Consider the following 11,781-nt stretch of genomic DNA (forward strand, 5'->3'; position numbering starts at 1 on the left):
CCTATTTGATAAAACGTTTGAGTAAGCTGACTAACAAAAAGACAACTACAAAGATAATGGTAATACTTGCACTCGGTGGTGTCTCTGCATAGTAGGAGATATAAAGCCCTGCTACCATACCTAGAAAACCAATAACGCTGGCAAGAATCATCACCGAACTAAAGTTCTTCCCTAGACGTAAAGCGATACTAGCTGGTAGGACCATGATGGTCGACACCAAGAGTGCTCCTGCAGCTGGAATCATGAGAGCGATAGCTACACCCGTTACCATGTTAAAGAGAATGGACATAGTACGCACTGGAAGGCCATCTACAAAAGCTGTATCCTCGTCAAAAGTTAAGATGTACATAGGTCTTAAAAAGAGGAAGGTTAAGACCAATACAACTGCTGCAATGATAAAGAGTCCAATTACCTGCTCTTGACTGATGGTCACAATAGAACCAAACAGATATTGATCCAAACTCATCGAACTCGAGCTCTTACCCTTACTCATAACAATTAAGGACACTGCAAGTCCTGTAGACATGAGGATGGCTGTTCCAATCTCCATAAAGCTCTTGTAAACCGTACGTAGATATTCAAGAAAGACCGCCGCAATCAAGACAATAGCAATAGTCGAGATGGTCGGAGAAATCCCTAAAACCAAACCAAAGGCCACACCTGATAGCGAGACGTGACTTAGAGTATCACTCATAAGGCTCTGACGACGCAAGATTAGGAAGGTTCCCAGTACTGGCGAAAAGAGACTCATGGCAATAACAGCCAAAAAGGCCCGCTGCATAAAATCATAAGACAATAGATTAAACATGGTCCACCTCCTGATCATTTTCATGGACATTGAAACAACGCCATGGCGAATCTTGGTCACGGACAAGGTGGATATTGCGATCTGCGTAATCCTTGACTTCTTCAGGATCGTGAGTAATCATCAAAACAGCCTTGCCATGATGGTGGGCACTATGGTGCATGAGTTCATAAAATTCATTCTTGGTACCTGCATCCATCCCTGTTGTCGGCTCATCCAAGATAAAGATATCTGGATCTGAAGCAAACATACGTGCAATGACCGCTCTTTGCTTTTGCCCACCAGAGAGAGAGCCAATGCGTTTATCCCGATGTTCCCACATGCCAACTGAGTTTAAACTAGCCTTGATGTGTTCTTCGTCGTGAGCATTCAAACGACGGAACCAGCCCTTTCTTGGGTAGCGACCTGATTTGACAAATTCATAAACGGTACTTGGAAAGCCCGCATTAAAACTGGCGATCTGCTGGGGAAGATAGGCGATTCTTAGCTTTTTCCCATGAATATTTGTCTTTGAGATGGTTACTTTCCCAATTCGTGGTTGAAGAATTCCAAGACTAGCCTTGATTAGCGTTGTCTTGGCTGCTCCATTTTCCCCAGTAAGGGTGACAAATTCCCCACTATCAACACTGTAATTGATATGCTCAAGCACAGGTTCCTTGTCATAATAGAAGGACAAATCCTCTACTGTGATGTATCTCATTACTTGATTTCTCCTACTAAAGCAGTTAAAAACCGCTGGATAATTTTTTGTTCGTTTGGTGTAAACTGAGTGGCAACCTGCTCATAAGTTGAGAGGGTATGTTCATGATGATGGTGGTGTTCCTCAGCAATAGGTCGAGCCAAGTCTGTCAATTGATAGAAGACAACGCGAGCATCCTTAGGGTCCTTAGACGTTTCTAACATTCCCTCCTTAACCAGGGATTTGATAGCCTTTGTAACGGCAGCTTGACTGACATTGAGACGACGCGCCAACTCAGAGTTGGTGAGCGACTCCTCTGATAAAAGCATGAGAATATGCTCCTGGGTATTGGTCAAGGCTACATCACTGGTACAATGACCAATGAGAATTTCATGCTGATTTTCAGCTTTTAGGATAATCTCATTTAAAAATTGATCGATATCTTTTGCCAACTGTCTCATGATTTGCTCCTTTCTCAGAACAGAATTTCTATAAATACAAGGTTTCCACACCATTCCTTTACTAGTTAAGTATATCACATCCAAGCAAGGAGTCAAGAAAAAAGATGAAAACACCTGATATGTTTTCATCTTGTAGAATTATTTTTCTTGTTTACGACTAGTCCAGAGGGCAGTCACTCCAAGAATCATACCCAATAGCATCATGAAAATAGATTGTTCACTACCCGTATTTGGAAGTAATTTTTCTGATACAACTGTCTTGTTAGCAAACTGATCTGCAACCTTATAATCAACTTTTACAGTAGATGTTTGAGCAGGAGTTGTTCCCTGATTTTTCCCTGATGGAGTTGTTTTTGTTGCTGAATCTTGCTCCGATTTAACTGGAGTTGTCTCTTGAGTTTTTCCTGGCTTAGTTGCATCATTTCCTGATTTAGCCGGAGTTGTTCCCTGATTTTTTCCTGGTTGAGTAGGAGTTATTGCTGTATCTTTTTCTGGTTTAGCTGGATCTTGCTCTTTACCTTGATCTTCTGGCAGTTTAAATGTTTTTGAATCCACAGAAATCGTGCGTGAATTTGGATTTACCTTTTCATACTGAGTCAAATCAGCTGTTTTGAGATAGTCTTCAAAGGCAGCATCCATTGAAGGACCTTCTTCTCTAGCACCACCAAGCATGGTATAACCGTCACCACCTGCTGCAAGGAAGTCATTGGTTGCTAGGTAGTAGATTTTCGCCAAATCTAGTTTTTCATAAAGACCAGTTGCACGATTCTTCACTTGAATAGCCAAGACGCGTTTACCTGCGACTAGGTTTGTATCGTAGTAGACCTTGGCTCCTGAAATCTGTAAGAATCCACCACTTGGTTCTAGCAATGGTTGACCATTTTCATCCAAGACAGTTTTTCCTGCCTTATCAACCTGCAAGATAGAGCCGAGAGATTTTTCAAACATATCCAGAACTTGCTGACCAGTTACTTGAATTTGTGAGATTGTGTTTCCAAATGGCAAGACTGCAATGACATTTCCTTTTGTAATTGGCTTATCTTTGGAAATCGTTTCACGCAAGCCACCACCATTTGTCACAGCGATATCTGTTGGATGACTAAATCCTGTTTGACCATACTGGTAGAGAGAATCCGCTACGACATTTCCAAGGTTTGTCTCGCGGACACGGACATTTTCACGATCACCGTTCAATTCAACTGGGCTATTTGAAACAACTTCTATAGCATTTTCAGCGTCATACTTTTGTTTGATATCCTTGACAAGTTTTTCAATTTTTGGATTAGCTTCCAATTTCTTAGCATCTGCAGCTGCAATGAGTGAAGGATTTCCCAATAATTGGCGAGATTTGTAAGTGATTTTACCAACGTTATGGAGATAGCTTCCTGTCTGGTTGTAGGTTACATTGTCACCATAAGTAGTCGATTCTACTGTATGAGAGTGACCATCAATAACAGTGACACGCTTACCTTTCAAAAGAGGATTTTTTGAAAGTGCTTCTGCAAGTGTTGAACCGCGCCATTCTACTGGCGTTGTTGTATCAACTCCCAAGTGAGCAAGGACAACATAGTGTTTGTAGTCTTTGCCTTCTGCCAAGGCTTTAGCTTGAATTTCTTCGATAACCTTGTTAACCTCTGCAATAGGTTCTGTAAAGGTTACACCTTTGACATTTTTAGGGTGGGTCTTGGTAGCTGTTTCAGGCGTTGTCACACCGATAACGACAAATTCATCACCTGCAACATCCTTGTTCTTATCAACAATTGTTGCCGCTTCAAATAGACGAGCGCCATTGACATAAGTGTTTGAGCTGAGCAATGGGAAGTTCAAAATTTCTTTGTATTTTTTAACTTCATCAAGTCCAAAGTCGAACTCATGATTTCCTACAGCCATAGCATCATAACCCATCTCGTTTAAGATTTTGGCACGTGCTTCACCCTTTGTAGAGTTTGAAATCGGTAAACCTTGGAAGGCATCGCCTGCATCTACTACTAGAGTCGTTTGATCGCTCTTTTCTCGCTCCTTCTCAATAACCGTTGCGAGTTTGGCATCTCCGATTACTCCCTTTTCTTCTACAATACGACCATGCACGTCATTAGTATGCAAGATAACAGTATCTGCTTCTTCTTTTTGAGGTGCAGCCTCTTCAACTGGCGTTGCCGGACTTGTAACAACCTCAGGAGTCGCTGTCACTACTGGTGCTTCTGTAGTGCTCACAACTTCTGTAGCTTCTGAAGAACTAGTATTTTCTTCAGCATAGACTTGTCCAGCTAAAAAGGCTGGAGCTAATAGGGCTGTCGATAGCACAGGCAACAAAAAACGTTTATTCATATTGAAATCCCTTTCTCTTCTTTCTTTTACCATTATACGCTATTTAGCATCATTTTTAAACTTTTAACCTTTTTGAAGGTAACCTATCCGACATTTCATAAAAAAAGTCTGAACAAAAAGTTCAAACTCCTTTTCTATATTATTGAAAATCTTGGATATTTCCGTCATAGGTTGCCCAATCTTGACTAAAGAAACGGTCATTCATTTGGTAATCAGGCGCTGTTGTTGGATTGCTCAAAAAAGGATTTACAACCTTATCAAATGCTAACCAGCCTAACCAACCGATATGAATCGTATCCTTAACAAAGTAGGGATCTCCACCGTTTTTTGAAAAGTCAGCGATATTGGTGAAGCCTTGACTTTCCAACTGGTAACGAATTTTTTCAACTGTGTGTTGATACATCTCCTCACTTAACCCGGTATAATCCATCCATTTTTTATTGACAGGTTGAAAGACAAAGAGCACATTGACCTTAGATTTTGCAAATTGATCGAGCACTAACTGCAAATCATTGTACTCAGGTGATTTGAGAAAGTTAAAATTCTTTTGAGATCCTTCCCATTTTTTCAAATCTTTCTTTAATTTAGTATTGTAAAAATGATTATCTACTCCCAAATCATTATTGGTCGTATTTTCTTCTGCATCCTTACGTGCAATATTTTCCAATTCTTCATAAGAAAATTGATCTGGGAGACTACTCAAATATTTCTCAACGTTATCTTTGTACCTTAAGCGTCCACGAATGGAGAATTGTCCAAAAAGAGCTGATTGTTTCTCATTTAATTGCGACGAAATATTAATCATACTTTGGTCGAACTCTGATAATTTTTCTCCTTTAGCTAATTTCTCAACGATGCTCTTCATAGAAACACCAGGATTTTGCTTTAAGAGTCTATTGGCAGCATACTGAGAGGCTGCATCCCCAGATTGATTCTCTAAAAAGGCAGTCAACTGGTCATTGTTAAAATAAGTTTGGAAAATAGTTGGGTCATGATCTTCTTTTGTAAACCACTGTGGAGAAATGACAAATACCGCTTGCTTATTTTCAAGTTCGGATGTAATTTGTTGTATTCCAAAATACTGACTGAGGGTAGCTGCTCCTGCCTGTCCCATAAAGTAAGGACGATAAGAACGGTCATACTTTTCAGCCAGTACTGCTGGATGCATACTATCAAAACGCATCCACTCACTAGATCCAAAAAAAGGCACAAAACGCATATCAGGATCCGTAAGAGCTCTTACTTTTTGACTTCTTTCCTTAAAGCTTTCTGCGCTTATTGAAGCGGCAGAGTATTTTTCCTCCATGAGATTATGACTTGGGCTACTTGGATAGAAACAGATAAGAAGGCACACCAACAAGCCCGCTAGAAAGACAGGCCCGAAAATCAGCCACAAGCGTTTAAGCATTCTTTAACTCCGCAATTCCTGCTACGATTTTATTAGCTGTATTCCAGTCATCACGACCAAATTCTGTAACTGGGACACGAATATCAAAGCGGTTTTCGATTTCCACGATTAATTCAACTGTCCCCATACTATCCAAGACACCTGCATCAAAAAGATCTTCATCCATCATGTCAGAAACATCTTCCATAAACAATTCATCAATAATTTCAATAACTTCTGATTTGATATCCATTTTTTAATTCCTTTTATTTTTTAAACCATAAATCATTCAAAAATCCAGAGAAGATTAAGAATGAAATCATCACGACATGGAAGGTTATCACCATGCCAAGCAACTGAACCCAGCGATTCTCAGGCAAGGGAGCTTGCCCTGCTTTCTTACGTTCTTTATTGAGCGTTTTTTTCTTTCGAACCCAAGCATCATTAATGACTAAGCCCACTCCATGAAAGAGTCCGTAGGCGATGTAAAACCAAGTTATCCCATGCCAGAACCCCATAAGGAGCATGTTCAGGATATAGGCGACACTTGAGGTCACATTTCGATTCTTAAAAAGCTTCTTTCTCGTCATCACCATGACCATGCGCATAAAGACAAAGTCACGGAACCAGAATGATAAACTCATGTGCCAACGATTCCAAAATTCCTTCAAATCCCTTGATAAAAAGGGTTTGTTGAAGTTGATCGGACTACGAATCCCCATCAGATTTGAAATAGCTAGAGCAAACATAGAGTAACCTGCAAAGTCAAAGAAGAGCTCCAAACCAAATGTGTACATGATGGCCACTACATAATAGTTAAAGACGCCACCTGTTTGTAGAGCTAAATTCTTTAGCGGTGGTAATAAAATCTCGCCTAAAATATGAGCTAGGATAAATTTATACAGAAATCCCCACATGATATACCGAACGGACTCGGCTAGCATATCTAGCAACTCATCACGCTCTGGTATCGTCTTATAATTTTCATTAAAACGTTTGAAACGATCAATAGGACCACTTGAAAATGTCGGCATAAAGAGAAGAAAACGCAAATACTCCCACATCTTCAAATCCTTAATGACTCCATCTCTAAGTTCGATGATGATTCCCACCGAACGAAATGTCAAATAAGAAATTCCGATAAAACCCAGCAAGGATTGTGTTCCGTTAATGGCTGTTTGCGCCTTTACAAATATGATTGGAAGCAAAGACAACAGACTAACGAGATAGAAAATCCATTTGCCATCTCGAATTTTTCGATACTGCTTGTAAAAAAGAACCAACAAGATTTGCCAGATTAGATAGATCCCTAAGGCAGCCAATTGATTGGTCTTGCCACCCGTCAACATGGTAACGATAAAGAAGAGACTAACCAGTATTTCATACCAGGCAAAGCGTTTTTTGAAAAAAAGTCCGATAAAGATTGGCAAGGTAGCAGTAATCACGTACAAAAAGTACTGCGGATTCCCATACGGCTCAATATGAGGCAGCTGTTTCAGGAAATCCATCATCTATTATTCACCTCGTTAATTAATCCTTTGATATCAATCTTGCCATTTGGAGTCAGTGGCAATTCCTTTCTGTAAAGGAACTTAGACGGCATCATGTAAGACATCATAATATCTTCCAAGTCTTCCTTGATAGCTTTCGTGATATCAATTTCGCGCTCAAATTGTTCTTTGACGCCATCTTTTAAGATAACATAGGCCAAGAGATTTTGGACCTTGTGGTCTTTGTTGTAACGTGGAACTGCAACAGCAGATTCAACATACTTGGATTTGTTCAAGTTTTGAGAGACATCCTCTAGTTCAATACGATAGCCATTAAACTTGATCTGGAAGTCCATCCGTCCACCGTAAAGAAGAAGACCTTCATCCGTCATGCTTCCGACATCTCCCGTATGGTAGGCTGGCAGACCTTCAAATTCGAAGAAAGCTTCAGCTGTTTTTTCAGGATTGTTCATGTAGCCTTTTGAAACAGCTGGACCAGATACGATGATCTCCCCTTGTTCTCCATTTGGCAGTTTATTGCCCTCTTCATCGATGATAAAGGTTGGTGAATCAGGTTTCGTGTAACCAATCGGAAGACGTTTCAAGGTTACCAACATCTCATCTGTAACAGCAACTGCTGACAAAGCAACTGTTGCTTCCGTTGGACCGTAAGCATTGATGATACGCGCATTTGGAAAACGCTCGCGCAATTTCTGAGCAGTTTTAACTGTCAACTCTTCCCCATCAAAGTAAAAATGGGTAATGCCTGGCAGCTTTTCAGCATTGAAATCTTCAGACAACATGGCCATATCTGCAAAAGATGGTGTTGAAGTCCAGATAGCAATCGGAAGAGAAAAGATGGTCGCAAAGAGTTGCTTAAAGTCTTGAGTAATGGCTGATGGGAGGGCAAAAAGCGTTCCTCCAAGAGCCAAGGTCGGTGCCCAATACATGACAGACAAGTCAAAAGAATAGGGTGGTTGCGCCAACATTTGTGGACGATCTGGCGTCGCAAATTCCTTGTCCGTAATCATCCAGTTGGTAAAGCTGAGCAGATTATCATGCGAAATTTGCACCCCTTTTGGTTTACCAGTTGTCCCTGAAGTAAAGATGATGTAGTAGTTATCATCCCCCTTGACCGGATGCTGTAAATCATAAGCTTTTTGAGCCGCATAAGCTTCACGCACCTGCTCCAAGGACATGATTGGAGCAGCTGGGGTTTCGATTGGAAACTCTGAAATAGCAATGATCAAGCTTGGCTCAGCCACTTCAAGAATGGCAGACACGCGCTCCAAGGCCGAATGGCTATCGATTGGAATATAGGCATGGCCAGATTTTGTCAAGGCAACAAAGGTAGCCAACATTTCATACTCCTGACCACCAAAAACGACTACTGGAGATTTTTCAGGTAATCCTAGCTGATCAATGGTTGCAGCCAAACTATCCGAATCAGCCTTCAAATCACCATAAGTGTGCTCTTGCCCTAAGACATTGTATACTGGAAAGGTAGGTTGAGTTTGGGCGAAATATTCAATCGCTTCAATCATATCTTTTATCGGCTTATTAGACACGATGATTTTTCTCCTTTAAACTAAAATTCATTGTAAATAAAGCTTCCCTGACTTTGTCCTAGGTAACTAAAAAAGTAAAGCAAACCAAGTAGAACAATAAAATACAGGACCGTTTGCCCTAAAAAAACATAGATTGGTTTCTTTTTATCCATAATTAACTTCTTTTTGTAAATTTTCAATAATTTTATGCAAATATACAATTACTATTTTTTCTTGTTCCCATTTTACCACTTTAGTCTCTTCATTTTCAACTGTTTACCATTTTTAAAGAGCACATTTTAGCCTATTTTAGTTCTTTCTTCATAATTTCACTGATGTAAACAGATCACTTTAAAACGATAGTAGACACCCCACTCCCCCTTTGGGCATTTTTATGCTAAAATAGTAGCTATGGATAAAATTATTAAAACTATATCAGAAAGCGGGGCCTTTCGTGCTTATGTTCTTGATAGCACTGAAACCGTCCGCACTGCTCAAGAAAAACATCAAACCCAAGCTAGCTCAACTGTAGCACTTGGTCGCACCCTTATTGCTAGCCAGATTCTCGCAGCCAATGAAAAAGGAAATACCAAGCTAACGGTTAAAGTTCTTGGAACTAGCTCTCTAGGTGCCATCATCACCGTAGCTGATACCAAGGGGAACGTCAAAGGTTACGTTCAAAATCCTGGTGTTGACATCAAAAAGACTGCAACTGGTGAAGTTCTAGTCGGACCTTTTATCGGCAATGGTCAATTTCTCGTTATCACAGACTACGGCACTGGAAATCCTTATAACTCTATGACTCCGCTTATCTCTGGAGAAATCGGAGAAGATCTTGCCTTCTATTTGACAGAAAGCCAGCAAACTCCGTCAGCAGTTGGACTCAATGTCCTTTTGGACGAAGAAGACAAGGTCAAAGTAGCAGGCGGTTTCCTTGTTCAAGTTTTGCCAGGAGCCAAGGAAGAAGAGATTGCTCGCTTTGAAAAACGCATCCAAGAAATGCCAGCTATCTCAACCCTTCTCGAGAGTGAAGACCATATTGAAGCTCTTCTTAAAGCCATCTATGGTGACGAGCCATACAAACGCTTGTCTGAAGAAGAGATTCGTTTTCAATGTGACTGCAGCAAAGAACGTTTTATGAAGGCTCTTTCTAGTCTTCCAAGCTCAGACTTGCAGGAAATGAAGGACCAAGACCACGGGGCAGAAATCACTTGTCAATTCTGCCAAACTACTTATAATTTTGATGAAAACGACCTGGAGGAACTCATTCGTGACAAATCTTAATACCCCCTTTATGATTGGCAATGTTGAGATTCCCAATCGTACCGTTTTAGCACCCATGGCCGGTGTGACCAACTCAGCCTTCCGTACCATTGCAAAAGAGCTTGGAGCTGGGCTCGTTGTCATGGAAATGGTCTCTGACAAGGGAATCCAATACAACAACGAAAAAACTCTTCACATGCTTCATATCGATGAAGGCGAAAACCCAGTCTCTATCCAACTTTTTGGTAGCGATGAAGACAGCCTAGCACGCGCAGCAGAATTCATCCAAGAAAACACCAAGACCGATATCGTCGATATCAACATGGGCTGTCCAGTTAACAAAATCGTGAAAAACGAAGCTGGCGCTATGTGGCTCAAGGACCCTGATAAGATCTACTCTATTATTAACAAAGTTCAATCAGTCCTTGATATCCCTCTCACTGTCAAAATGCGTACAGGCTGGTCTGATCCATCTCTAGCTGTGGAAAATGCCCTCGCTGCGGAAGCTGCAGGTGTCTCTGCTCTTGCTATGCACGGTCGTACTCGTGAACAAATGTACACTGGGCATGCAGATTTGGAGACTCTCCACAAGGTTGCACAAGCTCTGACAAAAATTCCATTTATCGCTAACGGTGACATTCGCACTGTCCAAGAAGCTAAACAACGCATCGAAGAAGTCGGTGCTGATGCCGTTATGATTGGACGCGCAGCCATGGGAAATCCTTACCTCTTCAATCAAATCAATCACTACTTTGAAACTGGAGAAATCCTTCCTGATTTAACCTTTGAAGATAAGATGAACATCGCCTACGAGCATTTGAAACGCTTAATCAACCTCAAGGGAGAAAAGGTTGCGGTCCGTGAATTCCGTGGACTCGCTCCTCACTACCTCCGTGGAACATCAGGTGCAGCTAAACTTCGTGGAGCTATCTCACAAGCAAGCACACTGGCTGAGATTGAAGCACTATTGCAATTAGATAAGGCTTAAACTTCTATACTACCTTTCGAGTAAGGGTTGATTTCTCGCCCATCTCACACCACCATACGTATCGTTCGGCATACGGCGTTTTAACGTATAGCATTCAAGGTAACAATCCAACCCCCCCGTCTAACGGGTGGTTTGCACCAGGGCTATAAGCCCAAATTACCAGCCAGCGCCTAAAGACGCTGGCTTTCACCTTGTTCAAGCCTCATTGCTCTTGACTCGTCACTTGCCTCTTAAAGAGGCGTGAGTATTACTTACCACTATCCCTAAAGGGATCCTCATATTCTTTTACACTCAATTTATCTAGTGCTATATCATGCTTTACTCGTTCTCAAATTTTTATACTCGTGAAGAAATCATCCACTGGATAATTTCTTTAATCTTGAATATATTTCTTGATTGTGGCTTCATTAAGCCCTACTGCACTAACATAATAACCTTCCGCCCAGAAATGCCGATTCCCAAACTTGTACTTGAGGTTGGCGTGTTTGTCAATCATCATAAGTGCACTTTCACCTTTTAAATACCCCATGAAACTAGGAACACTTATCCTTGGTGGGATACTTACTAACATATGTACATGGTCTGGCATTAAGTGACCCTCGATAATTTCAACTCCTTTATAACTACACAAGCGATGAAATATTTCGCCTAAACTACTTCGATATTGATTATAAATGACTTTTCGTCTATACTTAGGGGTGAACACAAAGTGATAGAACACATCCACTTTGTGTGTGATAAACTGTGAGACTTTTGTACCATGGTTTTCTCCTTTCGCTTTACAATTGGCTTGAACACCCTTATTGTATCGCGTTTGGAGTTTTTTGGGTATA

General features: G+C 40.9%; 11 protein-coding genes and 1 pseudogene. 2 read left to right on the forward strand and 10 right to left on the reverse strand.

The features are described from left to right. Position 1 precedes the first annotated feature (1 nt). From PCY08_RS01315 to PCY08_RS01355, 9 genes are all read right to left on the reverse strand, one after another. Positions 2-808, reverse strand: coding sequence for a metal ABC transporter permease (locus PCY08_RS01315; protein ID WP_223140261.1), 807 nt, complete (start codon positions 806-808; stop codon positions 2-4). Next, positions 801-1,505: a metal ABC transporter ATP-binding protein gene (locus PCY08_RS01320; protein WP_045762612.1), complete on the reverse strand. Its 705-nt coding sequence runs from the start codon at positions 1,503-1,505 to the stop codon at positions 801-803. Before PCY08_RS01320 ends, PCY08_RS01315 begins: the two co-directional genes overlap by 8 nt. Beyond that, the gene (gene adcR / locus PCY08_RS01325; RefSeq protein ID WP_001249315.1) at positions 1,505-1,945 is read right to left on the reverse strand and encodes a zinc-dependent transcriptional regulator AdcR; all 441 of its coding nucleotides are present in this window, start codon (positions 1,943-1,945) and stop codon (positions 1,505-1,507) included. The genes PCY08_RS01320 and adcR overlap by 1 nt, the downstream gene beginning before the upstream one ends. Positions 1,946-2,083: 138 nt before the next feature. Further along, complete coding sequence (nt5e, locus tag PCY08_RS01330) at positions 2,084-4,273, reverse strand: cell surface ecto-5'-nucleotidase Nt5e (RefSeq protein WP_301559183.1); 2,190 nt, start codon at positions 4,271-4,273, stop codon at positions 2,084-2,086. A gap of 139 nt (positions 4,274-4,412) precedes the next feature. Beyond that, entirely contained in the window at positions 4,413-5,681 is a 1,269-nt protein-coding gene (gene dltD, locus PCY08_RS01335; RefSeq protein WP_045762610.1) for a D-alanyl-lipoteichoic acid biosynthesis protein DltD, read from the reverse strand. Then, positions 5,674-5,913 (reverse strand): D-alanine--poly(phosphoribitol) ligase subunit DltC, encoded by a 240-nt coding sequence (gene dltC, locus PCY08_RS01340; RefSeq protein ID WP_036757952.1) that lies wholly within the window; start codon positions 5,911-5,913, stop codon positions 5,674-5,676. The genes dltD and dltC overlap by 8 nt, the downstream gene beginning before the upstream one ends. 13 nt (positions 5,914-5,926) lie before the next feature. Then, a complete protein-coding gene (gene dltB / locus PCY08_RS01345; RefSeq protein WP_045762609.1) occupies positions 5,927-7,171 on the reverse strand; it encodes a D-alanyl-lipoteichoic acid biosynthesis protein DltB in 1,245 nt (414 codons plus the stop codon). Next, positions 7,168-8,718 carry a D-alanine--poly(phosphoribitol) ligase subunit DltA gene (gene dltA / locus PCY08_RS01350; RefSeq protein WP_301559184.1) on the reverse strand — a complete coding sequence of 517 codons (1,551 nt, stop codon included), beginning with the start codon at positions 8,716-8,718 and terminating at the stop codon, positions 7,168-7,170. The genes dltB and dltA overlap by 4 nt, the downstream gene beginning before the upstream one ends. Positions 8,719-8,738: 20 nt before the next feature. After that, entirely contained in the window at positions 8,739-8,870 is a 132-nt protein-coding gene (locus PCY08_RS01355; protein WP_000358457.1) for a teichoic acid D-Ala incorporation-associated protein DltX, read from the reverse strand. Positions 8,871-9,108: 238 nt separating this feature from the next. Between PCY08_RS01355 and hslO the strand changes: the two genes are divergently transcribed. Together hslO and dusB are read left to right on the forward strand one after the other, a co-directional pair. Continuing rightward, positions 9,109-9,981 (forward strand): Hsp33 family molecular chaperone HslO, encoded by an 873-nt coding sequence (hslO, locus tag PCY08_RS01360; RefSeq protein WP_301559185.1) that lies wholly within the window; start codon positions 9,109-9,111, stop codon positions 9,979-9,981. Next, entirely contained in the window at positions 9,968-10,948 is a 981-nt protein-coding gene (dusB, locus tag PCY08_RS01365; protein ID WP_000183319.1) for a tRNA dihydrouridine synthase DusB, read from the forward strand. Before hslO ends, dusB begins: the two co-directional genes overlap by 14 nt. 247 nt (positions 10,949-11,195) lie before the next feature. Here the strand turns inward: dusB and tnpA are convergent. Further along, positions 11,196-11,710: pseudogene (tnpA, locus tag PCY08_RS01370) on the reverse strand (IS200/IS605 family transposase). Positions 11,711-11,781 lie beyond the last annotated feature (71 nt).

It is taken from the genome of Streptococcus sp. SO4, from assembly GCF_030440055.1.
GTDB classification, from domain to species: domain Bacteria; phylum Bacillota; class Bacilli; order Lactobacillales; family Streptococcaceae; genus Streptococcus; species Streptococcus nidrosiense.

Bases quoted from the DNA above. Each gene is read 5' to 3' on its own strand.
- hslO (WP_301559185.1), top strand. From the start codon at position 9,109: ATGGATAAAATTATTAAAACTATATCAGAAAGCGGGGCCTTTCGTGCT.
- dltD (WP_045762610.1), bottom strand. From the start codon at position 5,681: ATGCTTAAACGCTTGTGGCTGATTTTCGGGCCTGTCTTTCTAGCGGGC.
- PCY08_RS01315 (WP_223140261.1), bottom strand. From the start codon at position 808: ATGTTTAATCTATTGTCTTATGATTTTATGCAGCGGGCCTTTTTGGCT.
- PCY08_RS01320 (WP_045762612.1), bottom strand. From the start codon at position 1,505: ATGAGATACATCACAGTAGAGGATTTGTCCTTCTATTATGACAAGGAA.
- dltC (WP_036757952.1), bottom strand. From the start codon at position 5,913: ATGGATATCAAATCAGAAGTTATTGAAATTATTGATGAATTGTTTATG.
- adcR (WP_001249315.1), bottom strand. From the start codon at position 1,945: ATGAGACAGTTGGCAAAAGATATCGATCAATTTTTAAATGAGATTATC.
- nt5e (WP_301559183.1), bottom strand. From the start codon at position 4,273: ATGAATAAACGTTTTTTGTTGCCTGTGCTATCGACAGCCCTATTAGCT.
- PCY08_RS01355 (WP_000358457.1), bottom strand. From the start codon at position 8,870: ATGGATAAAAAGAAACCAATCTATGTTTTTTTAGGGCAAACGGTCCTG.
- dltB (WP_045762609.1), bottom strand. From the start codon at position 7,171: ATGATGGATTTCCTGAAACAGCTGCCTCATATTGAGCCGTATGGGAAT.